Here is a 26,790-nt window from a genome sequence, read left to right on the forward strand (position 1 = left end):
CCTGGCCCCGACATCGCCACCGCTACTGCCGCAGCAACGCCTTGAACGTCTGCGGCATCCACGGCCGTGCCGCCAGCATGAAGCTGATGGCCAGGCGCTCGTCGCCAGGCAGGCGCGCGTCTTCCTGGTGCTGCTGCGAGAATTCCACCGCCACTTGCTTCAGGCGCTCCAGCAAGGCTGCCGTGGATTTTTTCGACAACATCACGTTCACCAGGCGCAGCAATTCCGTTTCGCCATCGAATTGCGAATTCAGGTAGTCGCCATAGGCTTCCTTCTTGAAATAGGTATGAATCGGGCCATTCGGTATCCACGCAAACGTGCGCGCCACCAGCAGTTTGACCCGGTTGTTCGGCAGCAGTTCCAGAAAACCGATCTTGTCGAGGCGCAGCAGATATTTCACGGCTTGCGCTTCGCTGATGTCGTAGATGGCGACGATCTGTTCCAGCGGCAGCAGGTTCAGAGCGGACACGGCAACCACGAACAGCCGCGTGTCCTCGATGATTTCCTTTTCCTGCGCATACGTCAGTCCCGTGATCAGGGTGGGCGCGGCTTGGGCGGACTGCACGGCCAGCGCCAGCTGCTGGAAATCGCTGCCGATGGCCACCAGGATCTGATCCAGGCGCTGCAGCGTAAATTGCTTCTGCGAAAACATCCGCTTGACGCTGGCTTCGGACACGCCGATGCGCTGGGCCAGCTCGGCATACGTGACGGAACGCGCTTTCAACAGGCGTTTCAAGGCTTCGATCAAGGCGTGGGTTTGCGGCATGCACTTCCTTTATATAAATAGCATCGGTTCCAGCGGCAAAAAAGTAGCGCAATACGCTACCTGCGGTATGCCTGCCCGCTACGAGTAGCGTTTTCATTGACCAATTGCCCACAGTCTACAATGATGACGTTGCCACTTGGCACACTTGAAGGAGAAACACATGAAACGCCTGCTGCCCCTCTGCCTGTCCCTGTCGCTGTTGACGCTCTGCGTGGCCGCTCCCGGCCTGGTCCATGCCGCCGCCTCCGAGAACCTGTCGAAAGGCTCGCAAAACCTCAGCCAGGGCTCCGCCGTCGTCGTCGCAGGCTCCATGTCGATGCTGGTCGCCTCCGGCCAGGTGGTGGTCGCCAGCGTGGAAACGGTGGGCGAAGGCATCGTCATCGTGCTCAAGGGCGCTTCCGAGGCGGGCGGCGCATCCATCCAGATGAGTGGACAAGCGGCCAAGGGCCTGTCGCTGGCGGCCGGCACCGTGGTCAATGTGGTGGCGCTGTCCACCGGCCACATGCTGGTCATGTCCGGCAAGGCCATCGCCTTCATCCCGAACGAACTGGGCAAGGCGCTGCTGCACCACTCCAAAGTGTAACCACCAATGAAGAACGGACATCCCATGAAACAGTTGCTCGCCACCGCCCTGCTGTGCGCCGCCACCATGGCGCCGCTGGCCCAGGCCGCCAACTCCGACACGACCAACGCCTCCGACAACGCCAGCATGGCCTCGGCCATCGTGCTGGTCGGCTCCATGTCGGCGCTGGCCGCCGCCGGTGACATCGTCATCGACAAGGTGGAAGACGTGGCCGACGGCAGCGTCCTCGTGCTGAAGAGCGTGGCGAAGGGGGCCTCGCAGGCGGCCACGGCCTCCGTCAAGCTGAGCCAGAAGGCCACGCAAGGCCTGTCGCTGGCGGCCGGCACGGCTGTCGACGTGGTGGCCGTCTCGACGGGCCACATGCTGGTACTGTCGGGCAAGGCCATCGCCTATGTGCCGAATGCGGCCGGCCAGGCCATCCTCCACCATTCGAAAGCGTGAACCCCATGAAACGCCTGACCGTGATTGTCATCAGCCTGGCCCTGGCCGGCGCCGCCCATGCGGGGCGCTCGTGCGAGGAAAAGCAAACGGATGCCAGCACCCTCGTCAAATCGATGGACCTGGCGCAAAAGACCCTGCAGGCGCTCGATGGCTCGGGCGCGCAGGTGGCGCTGGTGGCGCGCGCCGGGCAAGACCTGTCAAAGTACCATTTGCGCTATTCGCACATGGCGCTGGCCTGGCGCGACCACCCGAAAGGGCGCTGGCTGGTGGTGCATGAACTCAATGAGTGCGGCACGGCGCAATCGTCGCTGTACAACGAGGGACTCGGCAATTTCTTCATGGATGATGTGTTCATGTATGAAACCCTGATCCTGATTCCCGGCCAGGATACGCAGCAGCAACTGGTGCGCCTGCTGACGTCGAACACGCCCAAGCGCTTGCATGAGCCGCACTACAACATGCTGGCCTACCCGTTTTCCACCAAGTACCAGAATTCGAACCAGTGGGTGCTGGAAACCCTGGCCGCCGCCAGCAACGAGCCGGGCAAGATCGAAACGCGCGCCGAAGCGCAAGGCTGGCTGCGCGGCGCCAGCTACGCGCCGCAAACGCTCAGCATACCCGCCGCCACGCGCCTGGGCGCACGCATGTTCCGCGCCAATATCGCCTTTGACGATCACCCGTTCGAGCGCCGCATGACGCGCCAGATCGACGTCGTCACCGTCGACTCCATCGTGCGCTTCATGCGCCAGCGCGAACCGAAGGCGCAGGAAATCGTCGTGCGGGGGAATTAGTCTGCCGCCAGACCCTGCACTATCAAGGCGGGCGCCTGCGCCAGCGGCGCCGCGCTGCATAGCACGATGGACAGCTCGGCATGCGCCAAGGTCACGCAAGCGCCCGCGTCCATGCCCAGCTTGTAGCGCGCCTCCGCCTCGCTCCAGCGCTGGTAGAACTGGGCCAGCCGCGCATTCTCCGACAAGCCTTGCAGCTCGGCGAGCACAGCAGCACCAAACGCCTGGCGCGCCAGCGCCAGCACGTCGCGCCGCGGGTCGCGCAGCTCAATATCAAGTCCCAGCGGCGTCGTACTGCTCAGCGCGCAGGCAACCCAGTGGCCGCTGTGCGAAATGCTGAAATGCGCCCCCTCGACAGGCGACAGCAGCAGCGGCGCCTGGCCGGCGCGCTCTTCCAGCGCGATCGATTCCGGCGCCACTTCCAGCATTTTCCCCATGGCCGCGCGCAGCAAGGCGCGCCCCAGCAGGAACTGGCGCCGGCGCAGCGGCCGCGCAAAGCGCGCGTAGCGGGCCGTTTCCGCTGGCCCGAGCCACGTTTCATACTGAGCCAGCTGCGCGAGATCAATGCTGCGGGAATCGAGCAGCCAAATGCTGGCGCCGGTGCTGGGCAGGGCTGAGGACATGAAAGCGAATCGATAGACAAAGGCGCAGTCTGCCACACATTGCCAGCACGTATGCGGCAAAAAAATGGCAGCGCGGTTGCCCATCGCTGCCATTCTCAGCAGGTCTGCAGGCGCTTGTGCGCCGCGCCAGCCTTAGTTCGTCATCGCTGCTTCGACCGCTTTACTATCGGCGCCAGTCGGGCCGCCTTCGGCACGTACATAGTTGGCCTTGATGTAAGCGCTGGTCAGGTTGGCGATGCGGGTCAGCATCAGGTTATCGTGCACGCCAAACGTGAAGCCGGCCGCCATTGCGTCCGCGCGCTGGAAGAATTCTGGCGTCGCGACCAGGGTGCCCTTGTTGTCGCGGATCTTGACGCGCATGCGCACGCCGGAGCTGCCGGCCAATGGGCCCAGGAATACACGCTTGGCGCCGCTCTTGAACTGCATCTCTTCGACGATAGGCTCGATGATCAGCACGCGGCCGTTGGCCGGGGCGGCATTCCAGCTGGTCAGCGATTCGGCCAGGTCCTTGCGGATATTCTCGTCAATCTTCGTCAGACCAGCCTGGTTACCCTTGTAACCCTCGGCAAACACCGTCGGCTTGACTTCAATGCGGCCAAACGACGAGAAGGCCTCGCTCGGTGCCGGATTGCTTGTTGACGAAGCCTTGACGCGCGTGGCGCAGCCTTGCAGCATGGACATCGCCAGCAATGCGCCAGCCAGGATGACCGTTTTCGATACTTTTTGCATGTTCTCTTTCTCTTTTTATTCGAATGGCTTCCACGGGCCAGCCTTCCTGCAAGCTGGCACCGGTGAGCGATATGGACGATTTCCCTGCTACTTACTTACCTGCTTTCAACTTTACGAACTCGCCCTTCAAGGCCACGCCCGTCATCATCGTGCCTTCGTGGCATTCGAATTCCGTAGCGCTGGAATGTTCGACATTCTTGTAGTTGCTGACGATATTGACGACAGCGTCGGCGCCCACCGATTGGGCGCGCTTTTGCAGCGCCAGCATGGCCGACAGGAAGGCCCAGTTGCACGAGGTTTCTGCCGACTTGCCGACACCATTGGTTTTCTGGCTGGTCTTGTCGCTGCTGATGCGCGTGGCAATCGGGGGCGTTGCCTGGTCGCCAAAATAGAATTTGACGGTATCGCCAAGACGGGCCTGTGCATCGTTGGCGGACATCGCATTGGTGATCGGCATCATGTGTTTGGTATCGCCTGCCTGTGCCGGCAAGACAACTGTCAGCGCTGCACTCATTGCCGCCAGGATCATCATTTTTTTCATGCTGTTTTCCTCGATAAGATAGAGATGGTACAAAAAGAAGCGCCTCCGCCGTTTGCGCCAGCACAAGCGTGCTTCACGGCCGGTAACGCTTGAAAATCAGCGACGTGTTGATGCCGCCAAAGGCAAAATTGTTCGACATTACGTACTCGCATTCGATGGCCCGGCCTTCGCCGGTGATGTAATCGAGCGGCGCGCATTGCGCGTCGACCTGCTGCAAGTTGATGGTGGGGGCAAACCAGCCTTCGCGCATCATCTCGATGCTGATCCATGCTTCCAGCGCGCCGCAGGCACCCAGGGTGTGGCCCATGTAGCTTTTCAGCGAGCTGATGGGGGTGCTGTTGCCAAACACCTCGAACGTGGCTTGCGACTCGGCGATATCGCCCTGCTGCGTGCCGGTGCCATGCGCATTGATGTAGCCGATATCGGACGGCTGCAAGCCCGCGTCGGCCAGCGCCAGCAACATCGCCTGGCGCATGGTGGCGGCGTTCGGCTGGGTCACGTGGCAGCCATCGCTGTTGGTGCCGAAGCCCACCAGTTCCGCATGGATGGTGGCGCCGCGCGCCTGCGCGTGTTCGAACTCTTCCAGGATCAGGCAACCGGCGCCCTCGCCGATCACCAGGCCGTCGCGGCTGGCGTCGAAAGGACGCGGTGTCGTGTGGCCCGCGTCGTTGCGCGTGCTGGTGGCGAACAGGGTGTCGAAGACGGCCGCCTCGGTGGCGCACAGCTCCTCGGCGCCGCCGGCGATCATCGCCAGCTGCTTGCCGCCGGCGATCGCCTCGTAGGCATAGCCGATACCCTGGCTGCCCGAGGTGCAGGCGCTCGAGGTGGTGATGACCCTTCCCGTAACGCCAAAAAACACGCCGATATTCACGGGCGCCGTATGCGCCATCATCTTGATGTAGGTGGTGGCGTTGATGCCCTTGGTGGTGCGCTCTTCCATCATGCGGCCAAAGTCGCCGATGGCGCTGGGCGTGCCGGCGGACGAACCGAAGGAAATACCCATCTGCCCGCTTTTCACCACGGGGTGCCCGGCCAGGCCCGCGTGTTCCAGCGCCAGTTCGCTGGCGCGCGTGGCCATCAGCGCGATGCGTCCCATGCTGCGCACGGCCTTGCGGTTGTAGCGCTCCGTCAGCGCGAACGGCGCGGCCGGCGCGCCCAGTTGCGTATTCAAGCCTTCGTAATCGGCCCATTCGTTCATGCGCACGACGGCGTTGCGGTACTCGCCCAGGCGCTGGCGAATGGCCGGCCAGTCATTGCCGATCGGGGTAATGCCGGCCATGCCGGTCACGACTACCCGGCGGCTCAAGCCATGCCTCCATTGACGGAGATGACCTGGCGCGTAATGTAGCCTGCCTCCTCGCCGACGAGGAAACTGACGGCGGCGGCCACCTCGTCCGGCGTGCCAACCCGGCGCGCGGGGATCATCTTCAGCGCTTCGTCGAGCGGCACCTCGCTGATCATGTCCGTCTCGATCAGGCCCGGCGCCACGCAGTTCACGGTGATGGCGCGCTTGGCCAGTTCCAGCGCCAGCGCCTTGGTGGCGCCGATGATGCCGGCCTTGGCCGCGCTGTAATTGACTTGCCCCCGGTTGCCGATCAGGCCAGAGACAGACGCCATGGTGACGATGCGTCCCGGTTTGCGGCGCTGTACCATCGGCATCACCAGAGGATTCAGCACATTGTAGAAACCATCGAGGTTGGTCTGCAGGACGATGTCCCAGTCCTCACCCGACATGGCCGGAAACGCATTGTCGCGCGCCACGCCGGCGTTGCACACGACGCCGTAATAGCAGCCATGTTCTGCGATGTCCGCTTCCAGTACGCAAGCTGCCGCGGCACGGTCGCCGATATCGAACTGCAGCACGCGCGCCGCGCGTCCCAGCGCCCGCACCTGCTGCGCCACCGCGTCGGCTTCGCCGCGCGCGCTGCGGCAATGCAGCACCACGTCAAACCCGTCGCGCGCCAGTCGCAAGGCGATGGCCTTGCCGATGCCGCGCGACGACCCCGTCACCAATACACTTTTACTCATGCTGCGCTCCATTCATACTCTCCTGCAAAAATTGCTTTGCATCCTCGGGCTGGAATACCGTAATCGTCGCCTGCGCCAGCACGGCGCCCGCTATCTCGATACGGCATTCGAACGCGCCCAGTCCATTCTCGCCCTGCAAGGCCTGCTGCACATGTACCTGCAGCACGCTGCCATCCACAAACAGGGGCAGCTGCGCTTCGTAGCGCCGCGCCCCCAGCAAAAACCCGATCTTCACGGGCGCGCGGGCCAGCCGCGCCAGGTAGCCCGCATGCGCGGCGATCGCCTGCGCCATGTATTCGATGCCGACCCAGCTGCCCACACCTGCCGACGACGCGTCATAAAACACGCTGCCGGCATGGATGGTCACTTCGGCGCACAGGTTTTCCGCATCGGCCGACAACACCCGGTCGAGCAGTACCATGGCACCGGAATGGGGCACCAGCTCGCCGATACCTGGAAAACTCATGCTCCCCTCCCGAACAGCAAGGCGGCGTTCGAGCCGCCGAAGGCAAACGAGTTGCTCAGCGCCCAGTCGAGCGGGCGCCCCAGCCGCGCGCCGGGCAAGGCCAGGCGCAGCGGCGGCAGGGACGCATCGGGCACGCCATCCCACAGGTGCGGCGGCAGCAGCCCTTCGGCGTTATCGTCCTGCATCGCCAGCCAGCACAGCGCGGCCTCGATGGCGGCCGCCGCGCCCAGCGCATGGCCTGTCAGCGGCTTGGTGGAACTGCTCATCGCCGTGCTGCCGAACAGGTCGGACACCACGCGCGCTTCCATCGCATCGTTTTGCGGCGTGGCCGTGCCGTGCAGGTTCACATAGTCGACTTGCGACGCCGCGATGCCCGCGCGCGCCAGTGCCTGGGCGATGGCCAGCCGCGCGCCGCCGCCTGCGGGATCGGGCGCCGACATATGGTGGCCGTCGGACGATTCGCCCCAGCCGCGCAAGGCCACGCAAGCCGGCTGCGCCGTCATCAGGAACAGGGCCGCGCCCTCGCCGATATTGATGCCGTCGCGGTTCGCGCCGAACGGATTGCAGCGCCGTGCGCTGACAGACGCCAGCGCGGAAAAGCCTGCCACGGTAAAGCCGCACAGGGTATCGACGCCGCCCGCCAGCACGGCGTCGCACAGGCCCATGCGGATCAGGCGCGCCGCGCTGGCCATCGCCTTGGCGCTCGACGAACAGGCGCTCGAATGCACCAAGGCCGGGCCGTCAATGCCCAGTTCCCCGGCCAGCATCAATGCCGGCGACGCCATCTCCTGCTGGCCATAGTGAAAAGCATCCGGCAAGCCGTCGCCCGCCACATGCTGCCCGATCGCGCCTTCCGTCTCGGCGATGCCCGACGTACTCGTGCCGATCACCACGGCGACGCGGTCCGCGCCGTAGCGGGCGATGGCCTGCTCCACGGCGGGGCGGATCTGCGCCAGCGCCGCCAGCGCCATCCGGTTGTTGCGGCTGCGCGCGGCGATGCCGTGCCGCGCCACCGATGGCAAGGCCGCATCGACCACGCCCAGCGGCAGCAGGCGTCCCGGCGTGTAGGTGTCAACGGGCACCACGCCGCTGTGCGCGGCGAACAGGCGCGCGCGCACTTCTTCGCGGCCGGCGCCCAGCGCGCAGACGATGCCGCAGTCATTCAGGTACACAGTCAAGCCAGTCATTCAGCTTCCTTCCGGGGCGTTCTGTATCGTCAGGCGATAGCGGTAGCGCAGGTTGTCGAGCACCACCGTGCCGCTCCAGCGCGGCATGCCGCTGTAGTCGATCACCGTCACCGCCTCGTCATGCAGGAACAGGGTGCGGCGCAAGCCGCTGTCCTCGATGCGCCAGCCGGCCGGCAGGGCTTGCGCGATCGCCTCGCGCGGCCACAGGGTCAGCTGCATGTCTTCCAGCACGTCCTCGGCGCGCACCTGCGCCGGCAGCATCAGGTGGCGCCAGGAGGTCATCTCCTTGCCGTCGTAATGCAGCGACAGCACGCGCTGGCCAAATGCCAGTCCCACCAGGTCGAGATGCGATGGCTCCACTTCCAGCGCCGCATCGAGTTCGTCGATGCGGCCCGCCCGTTCGACGACCAGGTGCTGCTGCACGCTGACCGTGGCGCCCAGCGCCTGCGGCGCCAGTTTCAGGCCCAGGCGCGCGGGTGCCGAAGGCGGCACGCTGGCGCAGCCGGCCAGTGCCAGCAGCAGTGCCGGCGCCCATCGTTGACAGTGCAAAAACATCAGATTTCTCCTGCGGCATCGGCCGCGCTACGAGGATCGGCTTCGGCAAAGCACGGCGACAGCAGCCATACCAGCGCCGTGCCGATCAGCATGGTCAGGCCGAATGCCTGCAAGGCGGCCGTCTTGCTCAGCGCCAGCAAGCCGAAAGACAGAATGGTATTCGCCGCCGACAGGCCAACGGCCAGCCATGGCGTGTCGTTGCGGCGGTCAGGATGCTCCTGCATGAAGATGCCGTAATCGACGCCCACGCCCAGCAGCAGCATCAGCGCCAGCACGTGGAACAGCTGCAGCGGCAGGTTCAAATAGCCCAGCAAGGCCAGGGCCGCCACGCTGGCCAGCGCCGTGGGTGCCAGTACGCGCCAGGTGCGGCGCCGGTAGCGTGGCAGCAGCAAGCCGAAGACCACCAGGTAGGCGCCCAGCACCACGGCGCCCATATAGACGCGGTAGCGGCCCAGCACCGATGAAATTTCACTCACCTTGTCGACCCACTGCACGCCTGGCATGCCCTCGGCCGCCTGCGCCAGCAGGGGAATGGCCGCATACTGCATGCCGCGCAAGGCGACGATGGAGGCATAGCCGCCTTCCACCTTGCCCAGCCACAGATGGCGCCATGGTTCGCTGGCCGGCACCTTCAGGAAGGCATCGATCGACAGCGGCGCACCGGCTTGCGCCAACTGCGCGCGTACCTTGCCGGCCCACTCGGGACCTTCATCGACCGACTGCGCCAGCAAGTCGAGCGCGGCGCCCGGGTGCAGGATGGCCGTGTCGAGCAAGGCCCGGCGCGCCGCCTGCGTTTGCAGCGACGGCACCCAGTTCGACATGGCCTGGTAGCCGCTGATGTGCTTTTGCGCGATCAGCGGCAGCAGGCGCTGCTTCAACGCTTCCTCGCGCTGCAGCACGCTTTCCGCGCTGTCGCCGCGCACCAGGTAGAACTGCACCGGCGTGGGCCCATCGAGCAATTTGCTCAATTTGATCTGGTCGCGTAGCAGGTGCGCGGGCGGCGTTTGCAGCAAGCGGATATCGTCGTTGACGCCCAGGCGGTTGATGCCGAAAAGCGCAAACAGGGCAAACAGCACGCCGCCAACGAGGGTGGCGCGGTTGGCCCGCAGCAGCGGCCAGCGCGCGCGCGCCGCGCCGTAGCGCGCGACCAGGGCGCCGCTCTTCAAGGTGCCGCCACCAATCAGCGCGGGGAACCAGCACACCACCGTCAGCCAGGCAAACACCAGGCCCAGGGCGGAAAACACAGCCATGTGGCGCAAGCCGGGGAATGGCGTCAGCGCCAGGCCCATGTAGCCGATGACGGCGGCCAGCAAGGTCAGGCACAGGCCCGGCAGCAGACGGCGCAGCAAGGTGCGCGAATCGAGCGCCGGATCGGCGCCCAGGCGGTTGCATAGAAAATAAATGCCGTAATCCTGCGCCACGCCGATCAGACTGGCGCCAAAGACCAATGTCATCAGGTGTATTTTGCCAAACAGCAGCCAGCACACGGACAGGGAACCCAGACAGCCGATGCCGATCGACAGCAGGATCAGCGAGATCGGCTTGAACGAGCGGAAGGTGAACCACGTCAGCAGGATGATGCCGGCCAGGGAGCCCAGGCCGATGGTCGACATTTCGCCCGCCGCCTGGCTGCTGGCCGCCGCCGCATGCAGGATCACGCCGGCGCTGATGATTTCCACGCCGGGCACGGCCTGCCGCGCCGCCGCTTCGGCTTGCGCCAGCGCGGGCAACACGCTTTCCTGCGCGCCCAGCGAAAAGGCCGGCAGGCTCAAGGTCATCGGCAGCAGCACATACTGGCGCTCGCCGCCGGCGACGAACAGATGGCCGTCGCGCGGTCGCACGGGCGTTTCCTGCGCGCGCTCCTGCACCCAGCCGCCAAACAGGCCAAACGGATCGTCCTGCCAGGCGCCCAGCTTCGGTCCGCCGAAGGGGCTGTAGAGCTGACTGAGCGCCGAATCGCGCCAGAACTGTGGCGTCTCCTGGCGCAGCTGCGTTTCCTGCTGCGCCGTCAGCAAGGTCAGTCGATGCTGCTGGAACAGCGCCAGCCAGTCGTTCTGCGTCTGCTCGTCGAGCGGGGTGGACTGGAACAGGCCCGCATGGCGCGCCAGCACGGCGCCGTAGGCGTCCGCCGCGCGCTTCGCATCGCTCCATTCGGCAGCGCCGACCAGCACCACCACGCGCTGCTGCGCCGCGTCGACCATGTGCGTAAACGACGCCTGCAGCACCGGGTCGCGCTCCTGCACCGGCAGCAAGGCGAGAATGTCCGTTTCCGGCGCGATGCGCTTGCCCAGCCACAGATAAGCGTTATGCGCCAGCAGCAGCGCCACCACCAGCGCCCAGGCGATGGCGAGCAGGCGCCCGGCATTGCGGCCTCGGTTCGTCAGGGAAGTCAAAACAGGGCCGCCTCTTGTGCCGTGATGGCGGACGGTCCCGTTTCAATCGCCGAGAACACGATGCTGGTGCGGTCGCCGCTGGCCTCGCTGATGCTGATGTTTTTCACGAAGGCGCCGCCATCGAGGCGGATGCTGCCGATGGCCTTGGCCAGCGCCGGCTGGCGCGCCTTCAGCGCCACTTGCCAGGTGCCGCCGTCGATGCTGCCGTCCACTTCAAACAGTGTATCGAGTTGCGCCAGGTCGCCGGCCAGCAGCGAAAACAGCACGCTGTTGATCATCTTGACCACCGGCTCCGTCTTCGCGTCGAGGCGCATGGCCACGCGCTCGCCCTGAAAATGCACGATCTCGTCGCGCGTCAGGCGCAAGGTATTCGGAAACGGCTGCAAGGTGCGCCACAAGACGCCTTTGCCGGCCACCACGCAAAAGCGGCCATTCGAGGCCAGCGCCTTCTTCATGCCCGCCAGCTGCTTGCTCTGGTCGAAACGGCCGCACAGCTGCTGCGGCTTGGCCAGCATGGCCTCGATCTTCGCCACCGGTGCGGCCGCGTGCAGCGGCGCCATCGCCAGCAGGCACAGGCCCGCCAGCAGGACTTTGAATTGTTTTTTCATACGGCCTTCAATCCCAATTTTTCAAACAAGATGGGCGGCGAGGCAAAGCACATCTCGCCGCTGGCGATATCGACGGCCACCTGCGTCGTGCTGGCGCGGTTCAGGCGCTTGCCCGTCGCGCTGTCGCTGACCAGGTACTCGATCTTCAAGCGGTCTTCCCATTCCACCAGGTCGGCGCGCAAGGTCAGGCGCTGGCCAAAGGTGGCCGGCGCCACGTAGCGCAAGTGCATGTCGATCACGGGCCAGGCATAGCCGGACGCTTTCATGTCGACGTAGTTGTAGCCGATGCTGTCGAGCAGCGCGCAGCGCACCACTTCGAGGTATTTCACGTAGCGGCCATGCCAGACGATCTCCATCGGGTCCAGGTCGAAGAACTGCACCTGCATCTCCACTTCGGCGTGCCAGCGGCTCGGCGTGGCTTTCTTGCCGCGCACTTTATGCGTCTCAATCATTCCCGGCTCCGTACAGCGGCCAGGCTTGTGCGCGCATGCGTTCGAGCAGCACGCGCAGTTCCGGGTCGAGCCGGCGGTCTTCCTCGACGGGCGCGATATCGGCGGCCAGCGCCGCCATCATCGCCGCCAGCGCCGCTTGCGGCGGCACGTCGGGATTGACCTTGCAACGCAGCCAGACGCCCTGGCGCACGGTAATGAGCAGGGCTGCGGCCACCTGCTCGCACAGTTCCAATACGCGCAGGCAGTCGCGCGCGGCGATGGTGCCCATGCTGACCTTGTCCTGGTTGTGGCATTCGGTCGAGCGTGAAAACACCGAAGCTGGCATGGTCAGCTTCAGCGCTTCAGCCGTCCAGGCGGAGGCGCTGATCTGCAATGCCTTCAGGCCGTGGTTGATGGCCGCGCGCGGGCCGGTGGCGCCCGACAGGTTGGCCGGCAAGCCCTGGTTGTAGCGGCTGTCGACCAGCAAGGCCATCTGGCGGTCCAGCAAGTCGGCCAGGTTGGCCACCGTATTCTTCATGCTGTCCATGGCGAAGGCGATATGGCCGCCGTAGAAATGCCCGCCATGCAGCACGCGCTCGCCTTCGGCGTCGATGATGGGATTGTCGTTGGCGCTATTGAGTTCATTCTCGATCGATGAACGCAGCCACGGCAAGGCGTCGGCCAGCACGCCGATCACGTGCGGCGCGCAGCGGATCGAATAGCGATCCTGCAGCCGCTTGCCATTGCGTTCCCAGGAATCGGTGGGCAGATCGGCACGCAGCCAGGCTGCCACTTGCTGCATGCCGGGATGGGGCTTGACGGAGAACAGGGTTTCATCGAAGTGGTGCGCGTTGCCATCGAGCGCAAACGAGGCCATGGCCGTGATGCGGGTCGTCAGGCGCGTCAGATACTCGGCGCGTTCATACGCCAGGCAGGCCAGCGCCGTCATGACGGCCGTGCCGTTCATGATCGCCAGGCCTTCCTTCGGACGCAGGCGCAGCGGCGTGATGCCCGCTTCGCGCAGCGCCTGTTGCGCCGGCACCTGTACCCCGTCGCGCCAGACTTCGCGTTCGCCGCACAGCACCGCCGCCAGGTAGGACAGCGGCGTCAGGTCGCCGCTGGCGCCGACCGAACCTTCCGACGGGATCAACGGCAGCAGGCCCGCATCGAGCAGGCGCGCGATCTGCGCCAGCAGTTCCACGCTGACGCCGGAAAAGCCCTTGGAGAGCGACGCCAGGCGCGCGGCCATGATGGCGCGCGTCTGCGCCGGCGTGAAGAATTCACCCAGGCCGCAGCCGTGATAGGTGTACAGGTGGTGCGGCAGTTCGGCCACCAGTTCCGGCGGCACGGTCACCGTGCACGAATCGCCGTAGCCCGTGGTCACGCCATAGATGGTGCCGTCCTCGCGCAGCAGGCGGTCGAGGAAATCGGCGCCGCGCGCGATCACCGCCAGAAAAACGGGGTCGCTGGACAGTTCGGCGCTGGCCCGGCCATGCGCGATGTCGGTAATGTCTTCGATGCGCAGGCGTTCGCGGTCGAAGCGGACGGCGCGCCGGGTGTTTTTCAGGTCAGCGAGATGCATCGGGAGTATCCAGTCTTGAAGTATCGGGGAGTTGCCAAAAATCGTAGAAGTTGAACCATTCGAGCGGCGCGCGCAGGCAGTGGTACTGCAGGCGCGCCGCATAGGCGCCCGCCAGTTCGGCCAGCATCGGCTCGCGCGACTTGCGTGGCAAATGCAACGACTCGCGGAACAGTTCGAAGTGTATTTCGGAGCGCTGGCCGATGCGCATGGAAAACAGCAGATACACCGGGCATTGCAGCACGCTGGCCAGCACATACGGGCCGATCGGAAAGGCGGCCGGCTGGCCCAGGAACGGCGCCACGGCCACGCGCGGCTGCGGCGAGACGGGAACGCGATCGCCAGCGATCACCACGAACTCGCCTTGCGCCACCTTTTCCGCCAGCAGCATGGCCGTGGCAGGCGTGATTTCCGTCACCTGCATCAGATTGAGCTGGCTGTCGGGATTGAGGCGCTCCAGCATGCGGTTGAACGCCTGCGCATGGCGCGTGTGCACGAGCACCGTCAGCTTCAGGCGCGCATTGCGCTGCGAAAGCACGCGACACAACTCCAGGTTGCCCAGGTGGGCGCAGATCAGCAAGGCGCCACGCCCCTCGTCCAGGCAGCGGTTGACGCCATCGTCGCCATCGACGCCGTGCAGGCTCACGCTGCGCGTGTCGTACAGCCCGCCCCATAGCAGCATCTTGTCGAGGATTGTTTCGGCAAACGTGGCGAAGTGCCGCAGCACGCTCAGGTTTGCGGGGCCGCCGCAGGCCGCGACGCGACGCAGGTAGTTGCGCGACACGCGGCGCGCACGCGGCTTCGTCAGCACGTACCACGCCAGCACCGGGTACAGCACGATGCGAAAAGGCCAGCGGCCGAAGACGCGGCAGATCCAGAACAGCAGGCGCATGCCGGCCACGAAGCTGACTTCATTGAAGCCGGACCAATGTCCGCGCGGCGGCTGCGGCGTAGCCGTCATCGCGCGCGCCAGTGGCGGGCCAGCAGGCGCGGTGCGCGCCACAGCATGCCGAAAAACAGGCGCGCGTGCATGCGCGAAATGAGCACGTTGTCACGCCACAGCTGAAAATGCGAGACGCCGTCGCTGGGGTAACCCACGCGCGTGGGCAGATTTTCCATCGACAAACCATCCCAGTACAGGCGCACCAGCACATCGGTATCGAAATTCATGCGCTGTCCCAGCACGCCCCGCTGGGCCAGCGCCGTCAGCGACGCCAGCGGATAGACGCGAAAACCGCACATGGAATCGCGAATCTGCAGCGACAGGGTATTGATCCATACCCAGACGTGTGTCGCATAGCGGCCATAGTAGCGCACCTTCGGTACCGACGCGTCGTACACGGGATAGCCGATCACCACGGCCGCCGGCGTGGCTTGCGCCTGCGCCAGGAAGCGCGGCACATCGTCCGTTTCGTGCTGGCCGTCGGCATCGACCTGCAGCGCATGGCTGTAGCCGTGCGCATGCGCGTGGCGGCAGCCGGTCAGCACCGCCCCGCCCTTGCCCTGGTTGTGCGCATGGCGCAGCAAGGTCACGCGCGACGGGTGCGCGGCGGCCAGCTCATCGAGGGTGCGCGCGCCGGGACCGGCGCTGCCGTCGTCGACGAGGATCAGCGGCACGCCATGCGGCAGCAGGCGCTGCACCACGGCGCCGATCGCGTGTTCATGGTTGAACACGGGGATCACGATGCAAGGGTGAAAACGCACTTCAGTCACTGCGGGCTCCGGCACGGCCAAAGCGCAGCAGCGAATGGCAATAGCCGATGCCGTCGCGCGTGGTCAGCAACTCCAGGCCGGCGGCTTGCGCCAGGCGGATATAGTCGGCGCTCTGGTAAATCTTGCTGTTACCGCTGGCCATGGCCGTGAAGTACGGCGAAGTGTTGATCAGGCAGTAGGCAGCGATATCGTACTGCTGGCGGTCCCAGAAGGTATCCATGATCAGCACCTGCCCGTTCGGCCCCAGCGCCAGCGCCACGCGGCGCAGGATGCTGGCGATGGCCGGCTCGGAAAAGCAGCTGAGGAATTGGCTCATCCAGATCAGGTCCATGCCGGCCGGCAGCGCCGCCGCGTCGTCGAGCAGGTCGCAGGCGTGCAAATGGGCCCGTTCGCGCACGCCAGCATCAGTCAATGTGCGGTCGGCCACCGCCAGCTGGCGCTCCAGGTCGACCAGGTGCAGTTCCACGCCCGCATGGTAGGCCAGCGCCGCACTGGCGAACTTGCCCGTATTGGCGCCGATATCCATGATGCGGCGCGGTGCCGTGGCGAAGACGTCCGGGAAAATCTCGGGGAACGAGGTGTCCGAATAGTGGTGGTCGAAGGCGAACCAGCTGCCCTTGGCCGGTTCCGACAGCGCCGACAGACCCTGGTACAGGGTGGGCCAATCGCCCAGCGCGGCCAGTCCCAATGGCTGCTCGGCGTCAAGCGAACGGTCCAGGTCAAACAAGCCCTGGTAGCAGACGTCATGCATGAAGTCCAGGTTGACCTGGGTGATGCTGTCCGTCAGCATGCAAAAACCTATCTTGTCGAGCACATACGCACCGTCGCGCAGCGAAACGACGCCGGCCGACAGGCACGATTCGAGCGCCACCTTCAGCGCATACTCGGTCCAGCGGCCGCTGGCGGACATGTCGGAAATCGTCAGGCCGCTGTGGCCCGTGTCGGCCAGCGCCTGCAGCATGCCGCGCTTCCAGGCATACCGCACGCATTGAAAGACGACGGGACCGAAAGCGATTTTTTGTGCCTCGAAACGGGCGGCAAAGGCGGTCTGGCGTTCGGGTGAGAATTTTTTATCTAACATGCGCTCGTTGCTGGAATGGGTGTATCGGCGCCGCTACCGGGAACGGCAGCGGCATTCGGGTGGAACAGGATGCGGCCGCTGGCATGCTGGCCGGCGTCCGACAGATAACGAAACTGCAAACTGGCCTTGAGCGCGTCATACTCCAGCGCCAGCCGCACGGGCCGGTCCGGCAGCACCGGCTGCTGGAATTTCAGGGCATGCATGGCGCGGAACTGCGCGGGCAGCGCCAGGTGCTGGCGCGCAAAGTGCAGCGCCCACTCCACTTGCACCACGCCTGGCAGCAGGGGGGCGCCCGTAAAATGGCCATCGAAATAGAACAGATTCGCGGGTACGTACAGTTCGAACAGCAGCCGTGGCGTTTCGCCTTCGGCCGCACGCTCGATCAACTGCGCAAACGGCAAGCGGGGTTTCTCCAGCAATGCCAGCAACAGCGCCTGCGTCGTCTTGCCCTGCGCATTGATGGGCAGTTGTTCCAGGTAGCGCCAGCGGCGCGGCAAGGCAACGGGGTCGACCTGGCCGCCCAGCGCCGTTTGCAGCTGGCGGTTCAGGGCCAGCTTGCCTTCGGCGTCGAGCAGCGCGCGGCCGGCAGCGCTGCAGACGATAAAGGCGGCCACTTTCTGACGCTCGCCAGCCGGCGCATCGCACAACAGGACGCGCGCGTCCTGCACCAGCGGCGTGGCCAGCAATGCCGCTTCGATGGCATTGAGGGAAATGCGTTTTTCTTCGATCTTCACGATGCGGTCGCTACGCCCCAGCAACTGGAAGCGTCCTGGCGCCGTTTGCCGCGCGCGGTCGGCCAAACATAGCCAGCCATCATCGGCCAGATGCGCCGAACGCACTTCCAGCGCGCCGTCGTCCAGCAGGCGCCAGTCCACGCCGGGAAAGCCTTGCCAGCTCTCGTCGTCAGGACACTCTGGCACGCGCTGGCGCCAGGCCACGCCGCCCGTCTCCGAGCTGCCATAGATTTCGCGCGGCACGCGGCCAAGCAGCTTGCCCGCCGCCAGCGCACTGTCCAGGGCCAGCGGCCCACCCGAGGAAAACACGGCGCGCAGCTGCGCGCGTGCGCCGGACCAGTCGATGTGTTCCGGCAAACGCTTCAGGTGCGCGGGACTGGCGGCCAGCACGCACGGACCGCGCGCCAGCAAGGCGGCCAGCTGTTCCGGGTAATCCACGCTGTGCGCATGCACGGCACGCCCGGCGGCCAGCGGCCACAAGACCTTGAACAGCAAGCCGTAGATATGCTGGTGCGTGACGGTGGCGACGACGGCTGCGCCATCGGCGTGTCCGCCAAACAGCTGCTCCAGCGTGGCTATCTCGCTGGCCAGCTGCGAGATTTTTTTCGGCACGGCTTGCGCCGCGCCCGTGCTGCCGGAGGTATGCACCACCAGCGCCGGAAAATCGTCAGCGAGCACGGTCCATGCGCGCTCGGCCAGGCTGTCGGCAGGCAGAGGCAGCGGCGCATGCGCGGCCGGGAACTGCCCCAGGAAACCGTCCACGGACGCAGCCAGCGAGGCGCAGCTGGCCGGCAGCGTATCGGCCGTCAGCCAGATGGTCTTGCCCACCTGCCAGGCGCCCAGCAAGGCGGCGCCAAACTCGATGCTGTCATCCAGGTACAAGGCGAAATGGCGGCCTGCCTGGCGCTCCAGCAAGCCGGCCCAGGCGGACATGCGCGCGGCAAAGTGGGTGTAATCGAGCACCTCGCCATCGCGCCAGCCGGCCGGCGTGGCTGGCGGACGGTCATGCATGGACAGCGCAAGGCGCGCCAGAGAGGAAATCGGCGGATATGCTGCAGATACGGGTACTTCCGGCAAGAAAGATTCAGGCATGGTGCAAACGTTTAAAACGCAGGCGGACGAGATACTCGCCACCAAATAACAGGGCCATCAGGATATAGGCGATGACGCCCGTATACAGCGACCAGACAGCCTCGCTGGCCCACAGCGCAGTGCCCAGCGCGATACCGCCATTGACGATGAAAAAGCCGCACCAGACCTGCGTCACGCGGCGCGTATAGCGCACGGCCGCAGGTGGGAAATCCTTCTCGCGCAGACGCGCCAGGCGTTCCACCACCGACGGTGGCGCCCACAGGCTGTAGCCGAAGGTGGCCAGCAAGACGGCGTTGACGAGTACCGGATACAGTTTCAGCGGCAGCAGCAGATTGCTCCACAGGGCGATGGCGACGAGCAGCAGCGCGGCAGCCACCGACCAGCGCGCGGCGCGCTGCAGCTTCAGCGCGGGCATGCGGCATGCCACGGCCAGCAACAGCAGCAGCGCCAGCCAGCGCGGCTCGAGCTGGCCGTGACCGAGCCAGATCGCCAGCGGATACAGTACGGTCAGCAGCAACGCGACGGCATTGAGCAGCACGCGTTATGCCGCCTGTTCCGACACCGACATCGCACGCAGCGCCTCGACCACATCGTCGATCGTACGGATGGTCTTGAATACTTCCGGCTGCAGGCGCTTGCCCGTCAGCTGCTTCAGCTTGACCGCCAGGTCGACCGCGTCGATGCTGTCGATGTCGAGTTCGGCGTACAGATTCGACTGAGGCGTCAGCGCCGCCGGATCAAGCTCGAACATTTCGGCCAGCAGCTGCACCACCCATGCATACAGTTCATCGCGGCTCATTGCGCTCATATCTACCATTTTGCTGCTCCTTACTTCTTTCTGTGAGTGTCAACCATCGCCGCCAGCGCCCGTACCGAGGCAAAGTGGCGGCGCGTATCGGCCGAATCGGCCGACAGGGAAATGCCGTATTTTTTTTGCAAGGCGACGCCCAGTTCCAGCGCATCGATCGAATCGAGTCCCAGGCCCTCGACAAACAGAGGCGCATCCGTATCGATATCGGCAGCACTCACGTCTTCCAGTTGCAGCGCCTCGATGATCAGTTCTTTCACTTCTTGTTCAAGCATGTTGTTCCTGTTTCCCGCTAAAGTAATGTTGCAAATGAGTAGTCAAGGTACGCGCCGCCATCACGTCGCTGGCGCCACCTCCGGTAAACTCGCCGATCGCCAGGTCGTCCTGCACGGCGATCTCGAAATGCGCACGGCAAGCCGGCACGCGCCACCATGGTTCACCCTTGCCCAGGGTCCTGGGCAGGCAACGTATCAGCACGGGCGTCACGTCGCGGCGGCCGCGCACGGCGATATTGGCCGCGCCCCGCTTCAGGACTACTTCGCCACTGCGCGGCGTGCGCGTGCCTTCCGGGAAAATGATCAGGTTATTGCCGCGCTCCAGCGATGCCAGGCAGGCGTCCACCAGTGCGGCGCCGCCCGTGTTATTGATATAACCTGCCGCGCGCACGGGACCGCCCGTAAACGGGTTATTCCACAAATCGGACTTGACGATGCAATCGGCCTGCTTGACATACGCCATCAGGAAAATCGTGTCGATCAGGGTCGGATGATTGGCCAGGATCAGCAAGCCGCCGCGCTCCAGCTTGTCGAGACCGCGCAAGTCATAGCGCAACACGCCGAGAAAACGCATCAGGCCGATATACAAGCGAAAACTCCAGCGGATGACGGCGCGCGCGCAGGCAATGCGCGTCTCGCGCCGCCACACCAGCACCTGCAGCACAGGGAACACCAGCACACGCAACAGCAAGCCACCGAGGCCGAAGGCGGCAAAACTGAGCGCGGTCGCGATGGTGCGCCAGCCTATCGATATGCCGGTGCGGACAGCCGCCAGCCTATGCATGCCGGCTCCAGAACCATGTCTGGCGGTTGGCCGCATGCTCGAACGTGCAGGCCTCACCGAGCATGAATCGCAACACGGCCAGACTGCCCGGCATGGCGCTGGCGGCAACTGCCAACGCATCATCACTGCCGCGGGCGCACCACGTCAGGCTGAAAACGGTTCCCGGGCCAGCCTCGGCCTGCAGCAGCCAGGCAAACGCATGCGATTGCTCATGACAGTCTTCAAAGGCTTCGAATGGCACTGGCAAGGGACACTCCGCCAGCACCAGCAGTACCTGTTCCGCACCATCGGCCAGCAAGCCACACGCCTCGATCACTGCGGCCTCGAGGCTAGCCGCACCGGCGGCGACGGCCAGTTGATTCGCCGTATCGGCGCGGGCGATGGAAAACAGGCCTGCGCTGGCATTGTGCACGGCCATGCCGAACGCCGTCGGCGATAGGGGTTCGCCCTGGGCCAGCGCCGACAACAGTTCGACGGCGCGCGCCACCTCGCCGTGGCGGGAACAAAAGACGAGCGGAATATCGCGCTGGTCGCCGAGGCAGGCGTACGCCACTTCGAGCGCCATCTTGCCCAGCTGACCGGCGCGGCGGCGCAGCATCGGTGCCATCGCACGCACGCCCGGCTCGCCGGCAGCGGCAATCGGCGCGATGGGAAAGTCGCTTTGCGCCCACGCGTGCCATTGCTGCGGCGTTTCCAGGCCTGGCGCCCATGCGGCATGTCTGACAATTGAAAAACGGACACCATCGGTGCGCATATGCATTTTCCTGAGTTCAAAAAAGGGCGAACTCACGTCAAAACTGCGCAAAAAGCCTCGCCGGCGTTCTTTTCAAATTATAAACGATGGAAGTAAAAATAACTAAAATAAATGGCCGTGAGGCAACTTTTTAAATATGAATACAAACCCGTCTTTAAAGAATGGGCCGTCCTAGTTACTATTCATAGCGCTCCCAGCCATTATCTTCCGATGGAAAAATCGACATTCTCCGGCAAAACATCGGCATTCTCGAAACTGGCGTTTTTTATACACGGTCAAAACAGGCTGCGCATGCCACACATAAGGGCGTTGTTTTTAAATGACACGCGCAGCATGGCGCAACGGCACGGCAAACGCAGTCATCGAGCATGACTGACCAGCGCGCCGCCGAGATGGAAAGGTCCAGAAAAAAAGGGCCGCCATATTACCCTCCATGGCGGCCGCGAGGATGAAAGCCGGTGCGCTGCAAGGACAATACAGAGCGTTTGCTTTATGCCAGCTCCAGCCCGCCGATTCAACTCTGGCGGCTTTGTCTTGTCAGCAGGGAAAAGAATGAACCGGCCAGCAAAGCGCCACCATGCGCCATCCACGGCCATGGCAAAGAAGGCGGTGGCATGGCGCCTGATTCCCCAGCGCCAGCGCGAACAGCACGGCGCCGGCAATTCACGGCATATAGAGAGTGAGAACGGCCAGCACGGCACAAACTGCGCGCCAGGATGGCCACCAAGGCACCGTTAAAACACCCAGAGTTTATCGGCCGGCATGTGCAGCCAGTATTTGCCCGCCTCGAGCTTGTGGCGCGAGTACGCGCGCAGGCTGATGTTCTCGGCGCCAGCGCGCTCGAACAGGCATTCCCAGCGGTCGCCCAGGTACATGCACGTCAGCAGCGGCAGCTCGATGGCGTTGTCGACCTGCGTGGCGCTGATCTTCACCTCCTCGACGCGGATCATGGTGGTCACGTCAAGGCCCACGTTGGCGCCGCGCGCCACGCCCTGCATGGACGCGCCATCGACCAGCAGGCGCACCTGATTGCCTTCGCGCTGCACCACCTTGCCGGGCAGGCGGTTGTTACTGCCCATGAATTCGGCCGTAAACAGGGTGTCCGGCGTTTCATACATGCTTTGCGGCGTGCCCTGCTGCTCGATCTTGCCGTTATTGAGCAGCAAAATACGGTCGGAAATGGCCATCGCCTCGCCCTGGTCATGCGTCACCATCAGGGCCGACAGGCCCAGGCGCACGATCAGTTCGCGCAGGAAGGCGCGCGCTTCCTCGCGCAGCTTGGCGTCCAGGTTCGACAGCGGTTCGTCGAGCAGGATCACGGGCGGGTTGTACACCAGCGCGCGAGCGATCGCCACGCGCTGCTGCTGGCCGCCGGACAGCTGATGCGGATAGCGCTCGCCGAGGTGGCCCAGGCCCAGCTGCGTCAGCACTTCCTTGATGCGCGCGGCGATTTCCGTGCTGCCCATCTTGCGCAATTTGAGGCCGTAGGCGACGTTGTCGAAGACGGTCTTGTGCGGCCACAGCGCATACGACTGGAACACGAGGCCCAGGTTGCGATGCTCGGCCGGCATTTCGAACTGCTTCGCGCCGTCGAAGACATTGCGCTCGCCGATCTGGATGGTGCCCGCCTTCGGGCTTTCCAGGCCGGCGACGGCGCGCAGCAAGGTGGTCTTGCCGCTGCCCGAAGGCCCCAGCAGGGCAACCACTTCGCCTTTTTGCAGGTGCATCGAGACACCCTTCAGGATCTGGTTGGCGGCAGCGCCGGTGCCGTAGTCCAGGTGCAATTCATTGACGGTCAATTCATTCATGATGTGGTCTCAGTCTTTGTATTTAGTTATGTAACTTCACGCCGAAGCGCAGCGCGATGCCCAGGCCGATGGCCACCAGGGTGATGTTGATGAAGGACAGCGCCGCCACCAGGTCGGTCGAGCCGCCCGCCCACAGCGACACCAGCATGGCGCCGATCACTTCCGTGCCCGGCGAGAGCAGGTACACGCCCGTCGAATATTCGCGCTCGAAGATCAGGAACACCATCAGCCAGGCGCCCAGCAAGCCGTATTTGATCAGCGGCAGCGTGACGTCGCGCGTCACCTGGCCGCGGTTGGCGCCGACGGCGCGCGCCGCCTCTTCCAGTTCCGGCCCCACTTGCAGCAGCGCGGTGGAAATCAAACGCATGCCGTAGGCCATCCACACCACCGAATACGCGAGCCACAGGGCGAAGATGGTCGAGCGCACTTCGCGCAGCACGGGGATCACATGGCCGCTCAGCCACAGGGCCACGCCGTTGTCCATGCCCTTCAATATGCCGTCGAGCCAGGCCGGCACGAACAGGAACACCCACAGGAACGACAGGCCGGCCAGCAGGCCCGGCACGGCGCGCGGCACCAGCACGCTGTAATCGAGCAGGCGCGTGATGCCGTCCTGCTTGCGGTGCATGGCCAGCGCGATGAAGCTGTAGCAGCCCACGGCCAGCGCACCGCCGACGACGCCGATCAGGATGGTGTTGACGATGCCGCGCACCAGCGATGGCTGGTCGAAGATATCGCGGAAATGCTGCAGGGTCAGCACGTCAGCCAGGCGCACGCCTTCGCCCCAGTACTGCACGAAGGAGCGCAGCACGATGCCCGTCAACGGCAGGATGATGGTGAAGATCAGCCAGCCGGCCAGCAAGGCAAACGCCAGCCACTTCCAGCGGCCCAGCGGCATGGCCTTGCTGCGCGCGCCCTTGCCCTTGATCGACACATACTTGTTGGCCGATTTCAGCAGCCAGCGCTGTATCATCACCAGCGGCATGGTCACCATCACCAGGCACACGGCGACGGCCGCCATCAGGTGGTACGACGGCGTGCCCAGTTTATTCGTCAGCTTGTACAGATAGGTCGGCAGCACCAGATGGCCTTCCGGATCACCGAGCACCAGCACCAGGCCGAACACCTCGAAGCCGAGGAAGAACACCAGCACGCCCGCATACGCGAGCGCCGGCATGATCATCGGCAGCGAGACATTGAGCATCACCTGGATCGGGGAAGCGCCGGCCACGCGGGCCGCCTCTTCCACGTCCGAGCCCAGGCTTTTCAGCGCAGACGAGGCATACAGGTAGACGTGCGGCACGTGCGTCAGGCCGGCGATGATGACGATGCTGGTGAAGGAATAGATATTCCAGGGCACGAAGCCGAGCAGCTCCTTGGCCCAGATCGAGTAGAAGCCCACGGGCCCCATCGAGACGACGTAGCCAAAGCCCATCACCATCGGCGAGACAAAGATCGGCACCAGCAGCATGGGCGCCACCCAGCCGCGACCCGGCAAATCCGTGCGCACCATCAGGAAGGCCAGCATGCCGCCCAGCGGCACGGCGATCAAGGTCAGGCCGCAGGCGAGCATCAGGCCATTCTTGAAGGCCATCGAGAAATCGGGATCATCGAAGATGAAACGATAGGAGTCGAAGCCGAATTCGCGCACCGGCATGAAAAACGGCGCGCTCAGAAAACTCTGGTAAAAAATCAGGAACAGCGGCAGGAAAATGGCGACCAGCGTGATCGCCACGACCACGCCGCGCGGCCAGTTCAGGCGCGACAAGGGGGAGCGCGACCGTGCAGGCAGCGGCAAGATAGCAGTTTGCATGATGAATCCAATGAATGAAGGGTGCGGCATCCGTCCGCGGGCACGCGCCTGCGGACGGCCAGGACGGCATTATTTTTTGCCGGCTGTTTCTTTCCATTGCTTCAGGAAGGCCATGCGCTTGGCAGGTCCCAAAAATTGCAGGATGATCGGATGCACGGGAATCGGCTTGACGTTGGCCGCGCCGATGACCTTGATCAGGTCGGCCGAGGTGGTCTCGCCCGTGACGTCGGCGCGAATCGCGAACAGCTTGGCGCCGTTGGCGATGATGGTCTGGCCGCGGTGCGACAGGATGTAGTCGAGCCAAAGCTTGCTGGCGTTGACGTTCTTCGCGTTCTTGTTGATGAACTGCACGCGCGACAAAATCAGGGTGTAATCCTTGGGCAGCACCACGCCGATCGACGGATCGGTCTTGGCGCGCACCAGGGCGTAGGAGCCCAGCACGTTGTAGCCGATCAGATTTTCACCCGAGGAGATGCGCTCCATCATCGTGCCCGTCGACGACTGCACGCGGACCTTGGCCGCACCAAACGCGTTTTCCAGCGCCAGGAATTGCGGGTATTCCTTGGCATCCTGCGCCATGAACATGAAGCCCACGCCCGACTTTTCGATGTCGTAGGTGGTGACCTTGTCCTTGAACTTTGGCGTGGCGATCAGCTTGGCGAAGTCGTCGTGGTTCTTCGGCACTTCCTTCGGATCGAGCAAGCGCTTGTTGTAGACGATGGCGGCCGGCTCGAACGTGGTGCCGTAAGCCTGGTCGTCCCACATGGCCCAGCCGGGGATCTTCGACGCCTCCACGGATTTGTATTTCAGGGCGTAGCCATCGGAGGCCAGGCGCATCTGCAGGTCCATCGCCGACGACCACATCACGTCGGCCGTGTTGCCGCCGGCGGCCACTTCGGAAATGAAGCGGTTGTACACTTCCGTGGAATTCATGTCGTTGTATTCGACCGAGATGCCCGGATACAGGGCGCTGAAATCCTTGATCAGCGGCGCGGCGGCCTTGCTGTCGGTGGCGCTGTAGATCACCACCTTGCCTTCCTTCCTGGCCGCGTCGATGATCTTCTGGTAGTCGGCCGGATAACCTGCCGGTACCTGGGCAAAAGCGGCGCCGCTGGCACCGGCGAAAGCGGCGGCCAGTGCGATGGCGAGAATGGTCTTGGTTTGCATGGTTTGTCTCCGTCTGTGATTGTTATATGGTTTGCTATTGGATTCAGCGCATCAGGCCCAATTCGGCCGCCTGCCTGGAGTAGCGTTCGACTGCCTGGTTCACGTACTGCGTCAATTTGTCGCCCGTCAGCGCGAACGGATACATGCCCGCCTGCGTGCGCCACTGGGCAAACTGCGGCGTGGCCATGGCGCGCTCAAAACTGGCCACCCAGCGCTGGTAATCCGCTTCCGGTACTTGCGGCCCCATCCACAGGCCGCGGATGATGGGCCATACCACGTCGATGCCCTGCTCGCGCGCCGTCGGCACGCTGGCCAGCACGCCGGGCAGGCGCTTTTCCGACAGCACCGCCAGCACGCGCGCATGGCTGTCGCCCGCGTTCAGGGTCGCTTCGGACGTGTCGCCCGACATCACCTGCACGTAATTGGCCTGCATCGCCGTGAAGATCTCGCCGCCGCCTTCCAATGCCACGAAGCGCAGCACTTTCGGGTCGATGCCGGCCTGGCGCGCCACCAGCGCCATCTTCACCCAGTCCTGGCTGCCGATGGTGCCAGACACGCCGATCAGCACCTTGTCGGGGTGGCGCTTGAGCGCGGCGATCAGGTCGGCCAGGGTCTTGTAGGGCGAGTCGCTGCGCACGGCGATCATGCCGTAGTCGGCGCCCAGCGCTGCCACCCAGCGCACGTCGCCCGTCTTCGCATTGCCGAACTTGCCTTGCGCCAGGTTCAGCAGCGAGCCGCCTGAAAACGCCACCAGGGTGTTGGCTTCGGCACGCCTGCGCTGCGAGCCCATCGAACGCCACGCCACCGCGCCGATGCCGCCCGGCAGATAGCTGATGCGCACCGAGGACGCGAACGGTTCTGCCGCCACTGGATCGGGCTGCAGCAGCCCTTTCTGCGCCAGCTTGCAGGTCAGGTCCATGGCGCCGCCCGGCTTGGACGGCACCACGCAGTCGACTTCAGGCGCGGCGGCGTTTGCCAGCGCGGGCAGCAGCGCCGACAACAACAGCAGCAGCGACAGGAACGCGGTGCGCAGCATGGTCATG

The 26,790-nt window shown here is 64.5% G+C and carries 29 protein-coding genes; 3 read left to right on the forward strand and 26 right to left on the reverse strand.

The annotated features are described in order from the left end of the window. Positions 1–22 precede the first annotated feature (22 nt). A complete protein-coding gene (locus AC54AF_RS19610; RefSeq protein WP_070219154.1) occupies positions 23–766 on the reverse strand; it encodes a helix-turn-helix domain-containing protein in 744 nt (247 codons plus the stop codon). A 160-nt stretch (positions 767–926) separates the two neighbouring features. On the opposite strand from AC54AF_RS19610, the gene AC54AF_RS19615 reads away from it, so the two are divergent. Genes AC54AF_RS19615 through AC54AF_RS19625 form a run of 3 tightly spaced genes read left to right on the forward strand, consistent with a single transcriptional unit; the run spans position 927 to position 2,581 of the window. Further along, positions 927–1,349, forward strand: a complete 423-nt coding sequence (locus AC54AF_RS19615; protein ID WP_131688577.1) for a hypothetical protein — start codon at positions 927–929, stop codon at positions 1,347–1,349. A 24-nt stretch (positions 1,350–1,373) separates the two neighbouring features. Beyond that, positions 1,374–1,790, forward strand: coding sequence for a hypothetical protein (locus AC54AF_RS19620; protein WP_496637869.1), 417 nt, complete (start codon positions 1,374–1,376; stop codon positions 1,788–1,790). Between the two features lie 5 nt (positions 1,791–1,795). Further along, positions 1,796–2,581, forward strand: a complete 786-nt coding sequence (locus AC54AF_RS19625; RefSeq protein ID WP_496637870.1) for a DUF2145 domain-containing protein — start codon at positions 1,796–1,798, stop codon at positions 2,579–2,581. On the opposite strand, the gene AC54AF_RS19630 is transcribed toward AC54AF_RS19625, so the two are convergent. The 25 genes from AC54AF_RS19630 to AC54AF_RS19750 all read right to left on the reverse strand — a co-directional run bounded on the left by AC54AF_RS19630 (position 2,578) and on the right by AC54AF_RS19750 (position 26,789). Continuing rightward, on the reverse strand, positions 2,578–3,201 hold the full coding sequence (locus AC54AF_RS19630; RefSeq protein ID WP_496637871.1) for a 4'-phosphopantetheinyl transferase family protein: 624 nt from the start codon (positions 3,199–3,201) through the stop codon (positions 2,578–2,580). The two genes, AC54AF_RS19625 and AC54AF_RS19630, sit on opposite strands and share 4 nt — an antisense overlap. A 132-nt stretch (positions 3,202–3,333) precedes the next feature. Then, positions 3,334–3,930: a hypothetical protein gene (locus AC54AF_RS19635; RefSeq protein ID WP_496637872.1), complete on the reverse strand. Its 597-nt coding sequence runs from the start codon at positions 3,928–3,930 to the stop codon at positions 3,334–3,336. 91 nt (positions 3,931–4,021) lie between these two features. Next, the gene (locus AC54AF_RS19640; protein ID WP_496637873.1) at positions 4,022–4,471 is read right to left on the reverse strand and encodes an excinuclease ATPase subunit; all 450 of its coding nucleotides are present in this window, start codon (positions 4,469–4,471) and stop codon (positions 4,022–4,024) included. A gap of 73 nt (positions 4,472–4,544) precedes the next feature. After that, positions 4,545–5,777, reverse strand: a complete 1,233-nt coding sequence (locus AC54AF_RS19645) for a beta-ketoacyl-ACP synthase (protein WP_496637874.1) — start codon at positions 5,775–5,777, stop codon at positions 4,545–4,547. Beyond that, positions 5,774–6,499, reverse strand: a complete 726-nt coding sequence (fabG, locus tag AC54AF_RS19650; protein WP_496637875.1) for a 3-oxoacyl-ACP reductase FabG — start codon at positions 6,497–6,499, stop codon at positions 5,774–5,776. The genes AC54AF_RS19645 and fabG overlap by 4 nt, the downstream gene beginning before the upstream one ends. After that, a complete protein-coding gene (locus AC54AF_RS19655; RefSeq protein ID WP_496637876.1) occupies positions 6,492–6,965 on the reverse strand; it encodes a hotdog family protein in 474 nt (157 codons plus the stop codon). Before AC54AF_RS19655 ends, fabG begins: the two co-directional genes overlap by 8 nt. After that, the gene (locus AC54AF_RS19660) at positions 6,962–8,152 is read right to left on the reverse strand and encodes a beta-ketoacyl-ACP synthase (protein WP_496637877.1); all 1,191 of its coding nucleotides are present in this window, start codon (positions 8,150–8,152) and stop codon (positions 6,962–6,964) included. Before AC54AF_RS19660 ends, AC54AF_RS19655 begins: the two co-directional genes overlap by 4 nt. Next, positions 8,153–8,707, reverse strand: a complete 555-nt coding sequence (locus AC54AF_RS19665; RefSeq protein ID WP_496637878.1) for a DUF3261 domain-containing protein — start codon at positions 8,705–8,707, stop codon at positions 8,153–8,155. Further along, positions 8,707–11,091 carry an MMPL family transporter gene (locus tag AC54AF_RS19670; protein ID WP_496637903.1) on the reverse strand — a complete coding sequence of 795 codons (2,385 nt, stop codon included), beginning with the start codon at positions 11,089–11,091 and terminating at the stop codon, positions 8,707–8,709. The genes AC54AF_RS19665 and AC54AF_RS19670 overlap by 1 nt, the downstream gene beginning before the upstream one ends. Positions 11,092–11,096: 5 nt before the next feature. Then, the gene (locus AC54AF_RS19675) at positions 11,097–11,708 is read right to left on the reverse strand and encodes a LolA family protein (RefSeq protein ID WP_116745174.1); all 612 of its coding nucleotides are present in this window, start codon (positions 11,706–11,708) and stop codon (positions 11,097–11,099) included. Next, entirely contained in the window at positions 11,705–12,160 is a 456-nt protein-coding gene (locus tag AC54AF_RS19680) for an acyl-CoA thioesterase (protein ID WP_496637879.1), read from the reverse strand. Before AC54AF_RS19680 ends, AC54AF_RS19675 begins: the two co-directional genes overlap by 4 nt. Continuing rightward, a complete protein-coding gene (locus AC54AF_RS19685; protein WP_496637880.1) occupies positions 12,153–13,721 on the reverse strand; it encodes an HAL/PAL/TAL family ammonia-lyase in 1,569 nt (522 codons plus the stop codon). Before AC54AF_RS19685 ends, AC54AF_RS19680 begins: the two co-directional genes overlap by 8 nt. Then, the gene (locus AC54AF_RS19690) at positions 13,708–14,679 is read right to left on the reverse strand and encodes a lysophospholipid acyltransferase family protein (protein WP_496637881.1); all 972 of its coding nucleotides are present in this window, start codon (positions 14,677–14,679) and stop codon (positions 13,708–13,710) included. The genes AC54AF_RS19685 and AC54AF_RS19690 overlap by 14 nt, the downstream gene beginning before the upstream one ends. Beyond that, on the reverse strand, positions 14,676–15,431 hold the full coding sequence (locus tag AC54AF_RS19695; RefSeq protein ID WP_496637882.1) for a glycosyltransferase family 2 protein: 756 nt from the start codon (positions 15,429–15,431) through the stop codon (positions 14,676–14,678). Before AC54AF_RS19695 ends, AC54AF_RS19690 begins: the two co-directional genes overlap by 4 nt. Further along, positions 15,424–16,512 carry a class I SAM-dependent methyltransferase gene (locus AC54AF_RS19700; RefSeq protein WP_496637883.1) on the reverse strand — a complete coding sequence of 363 codons (1,089 nt, stop codon included), beginning with the start codon at positions 16,510–16,512 and terminating at the stop codon, positions 15,424–15,426. Before AC54AF_RS19700 ends, AC54AF_RS19695 begins: the two co-directional genes overlap by 8 nt. Then, on the reverse strand, positions 16,506–18,338 hold the full coding sequence (locus AC54AF_RS19705; RefSeq protein ID WP_496637884.1) for an ApeI family dehydratase: 1,833 nt from the start codon (positions 18,336–18,338) through the stop codon (positions 16,506–16,508). The genes AC54AF_RS19700 and AC54AF_RS19705 overlap by 7 nt, the downstream gene beginning before the upstream one ends. Continuing rightward, positions 18,331–18,876 carry a COG4648 family protein gene (locus AC54AF_RS19710; RefSeq protein ID WP_496637885.1) on the reverse strand — a complete coding sequence of 182 codons (546 nt, stop codon included), beginning with the start codon at positions 18,874–18,876 and terminating at the stop codon, positions 18,331–18,333. The genes AC54AF_RS19705 and AC54AF_RS19710 overlap by 8 nt, the downstream gene beginning before the upstream one ends. Positions 18,877–18,879: 3 nt before the next feature. Continuing rightward, positions 18,880–19,146 (reverse strand): acyl carrier protein, encoded by a 267-nt coding sequence (locus tag AC54AF_RS19715; protein WP_374106831.1) that lies wholly within the window; start codon positions 19,144–19,146, stop codon positions 18,880–18,882. Positions 19,147–19,166: 20 nt separating this feature from the next. Continuing rightward, entirely contained in the window at positions 19,167–19,421 is a 255-nt protein-coding gene (locus AC54AF_RS19720; protein WP_034750401.1) for a phosphopantetheine-binding protein, read from the reverse strand. Further along, complete coding sequence (locus tag AC54AF_RS19725) at positions 19,414–20,205, reverse strand: lysophospholipid acyltransferase family protein (RefSeq protein WP_496637886.1); 792 nt, start codon at positions 20,203–20,205, stop codon at positions 19,414–19,416. Before AC54AF_RS19725 ends, AC54AF_RS19720 begins: the two co-directional genes overlap by 8 nt. Next, positions 20,198–20,959 carry a beta-ketoacyl synthase chain length factor gene (locus AC54AF_RS19730; RefSeq protein ID WP_496637887.1) on the reverse strand — a complete coding sequence of 254 codons (762 nt, stop codon included), beginning with the start codon at positions 20,957–20,959 and terminating at the stop codon, positions 20,198–20,200. The genes AC54AF_RS19725 and AC54AF_RS19730 overlap by 8 nt, the downstream gene beginning before the upstream one ends. Positions 20,960–21,693: 734 nt before the next feature. Next, the gene (locus tag AC54AF_RS19735; protein WP_131688574.1) at positions 21,694–22,767 is read right to left on the reverse strand and encodes an ATP-binding cassette domain-containing protein; all 1,074 of its coding nucleotides are present in this window, start codon (positions 22,765–22,767) and stop codon (positions 21,694–21,696) included. A gap of 22 nt (positions 22,768–22,789) precedes the next feature. After that, entirely contained in the window at positions 22,790–24,580 is a 1,791-nt protein-coding gene (locus tag AC54AF_RS19740) for an ABC transporter permease (protein ID WP_496637888.1), read from the reverse strand. Between the two features lie 69 nt (positions 24,581–24,649). Continuing rightward, positions 24,650–25,747 (reverse strand): ABC transporter substrate-binding protein, encoded by a 1,098-nt coding sequence (locus tag AC54AF_RS19745; protein ID WP_496637889.1) that lies wholly within the window; start codon positions 25,745–25,747, stop codon positions 24,650–24,652. Between the two features lie 43 nt (positions 25,748–25,790). Continuing rightward, on the reverse strand, positions 25,791–26,789 hold the full coding sequence (locus AC54AF_RS19750) for a Bug family tripartite tricarboxylate transporter substrate binding protein (protein ID WP_496637890.1): 999 nt from the start codon (positions 26,787–26,789) through the stop codon (positions 25,791–25,793). Position 26,790 lies beyond the last annotated feature (1 nt).

The sequence above is a fragment of the Janthinobacterium sp. JF4 genome (assembly GCF_059617925.1).

Bases quoted from the DNA above. Each gene is read 5' to 3' on its own strand.
- AC54AF_RS19610 (WP_070219154.1), bottom strand. From the start codon at position 766: ATGCCGCAAACCCACGCCTTGATCGAAGCCTTGAAACGCCTGTTGAAA.
- AC54AF_RS19615 (WP_131688577.1), top strand. From the start codon at position 927: ATGAAACGCCTGCTGCCCCTCTGCCTGTCCCTGTCGCTGTTGACGCTC.
- AC54AF_RS19620 (WP_496637869.1), top strand. From the start codon at position 1,374: ATGAAACAGTTGCTCGCCACCGCCCTGCTGTGCGCCGCCACCATGGCG.
- AC54AF_RS19625 (WP_496637870.1), top strand. From the start codon at position 1,796: ATGAAACGCCTGACCGTGATTGTCATCAGCCTGGCCCTGGCCGGCGCC.
- AC54AF_RS19630 (WP_496637871.1), bottom strand. From the start codon at position 3,201: ATGTCCTCAGCCCTGCCCAGCACCGGCGCCAGCATTTGGCTGCTCGAT.
- AC54AF_RS19635 (WP_496637872.1), bottom strand. From the start codon at position 3,930: ATGCAAAAAGTATCGAAAACGGTCATCCTGGCTGGCGCATTGCTGGCG.
- AC54AF_RS19640 (WP_496637873.1), bottom strand. From the start codon at position 4,471: ATGAAAAAAATGATGATCCTGGCGGCAATGAGTGCAGCGCTGACAGTT.
- fabG (WP_496637875.1), bottom strand. From the start codon at position 6,499: ATGAGTAAAAGTGTATTGGTGACGGGGTCGTCGCGCGGCATCGGCAAG.
- AC54AF_RS19655 (WP_496637876.1), bottom strand. From the start codon at position 6,965: ATGAGTTTTCCAGGTATCGGCGAGCTGGTGCCCCATTCCGGTGCCATG.
- AC54AF_RS19660 (WP_496637877.1), bottom strand. From the start codon at position 8,152: ATGACTGGCTTGACTGTGTACCTGAATGACTGCGGCATCGTCTGCGCG.
- AC54AF_RS19665 (WP_496637878.1), bottom strand. From the start codon at position 8,707: ATGTTTTTGCACTGTCAACGATGGGCGCCGGCACTGCTGCTGGCACTG.
- AC54AF_RS19675 (WP_116745174.1), bottom strand. From the start codon at position 11,708: ATGAAAAAACAATTCAAAGTCCTGCTGGCGGGCCTGTGCCTGCTGGCG.
- AC54AF_RS19680 (WP_496637879.1), bottom strand. From the start codon at position 12,160: ATGATTGAGACGCATAAAGTGCGCGGCAAGAAAGCCACGCCGAGCCGC.
- AC54AF_RS19685 (WP_496637880.1), bottom strand. From the start codon at position 13,721: ATGCATCTCGCTGACCTGAAAAACACCCGGCGCGCCGTCCGCTTCGAC.
- AC54AF_RS19690 (WP_496637881.1), bottom strand. From the start codon at position 14,679: ATGACGGCTACGCCGCAGCCGCCGCGCGGACATTGGTCCGGCTTCAAT.
- AC54AF_RS19700 (WP_496637883.1), bottom strand. From the start codon at position 16,512: ATGTTAGATAAAAAATTCTCACCCGAACGCCAGACCGCCTTTGCCGCC.
- AC54AF_RS19705 (WP_496637884.1), bottom strand. From the start codon at position 18,338: ATGCCTGAATCTTTCTTGCCGGAAGTACCCGTATCTGCAGCATATCCG.
- AC54AF_RS19715 (WP_374106831.1), bottom strand. From the start codon at position 19,146: ATGAGCGCAATGAGCCGCGATGAACTGTATGCATGGGTGGTGCAGCTG.
- AC54AF_RS19720 (WP_034750401.1), bottom strand. From the start codon at position 19,421: ATGCTTGAACAAGAAGTGAAAGAACTGATCATCGAGGCGCTGCAACTG.
- AC54AF_RS19725 (WP_496637886.1), bottom strand. From the start codon at position 20,205: ATGCATAGGCTGGCGGCTGTCCGCACCGGCATATCGATAGGCTGGCGC.
- AC54AF_RS19730 (WP_496637887.1), bottom strand. From the start codon at position 20,959: ATGCGCACCGATGGTGTCCGTTTTTCAATTGTCAGACATGCCGCATGG.
- AC54AF_RS19735 (WP_131688574.1), bottom strand. From the start codon at position 22,767: ATGAATGAATTGACCGTCAATGAATTGCACCTGGACTACGGCACCGGC.
- AC54AF_RS19740 (WP_496637888.1), bottom strand. From the start codon at position 24,580: ATGCAAACTGCTATCTTGCCGCTGCCTGCACGGTCGCGCTCCCCCTTG.
- AC54AF_RS19745 (WP_496637889.1), bottom strand. From the start codon at position 25,747: ATGCAAACCAAGACCATTCTCGCCATCGCACTGGCCGCCGCTTTCGCC.
- AC54AF_RS19750 (WP_496637890.1), bottom strand. From the start codon at position 26,789: ATGACCATGCTGCGCACCGCGTTCCTGTCGCTGCTGCTGTTGTTGTCG.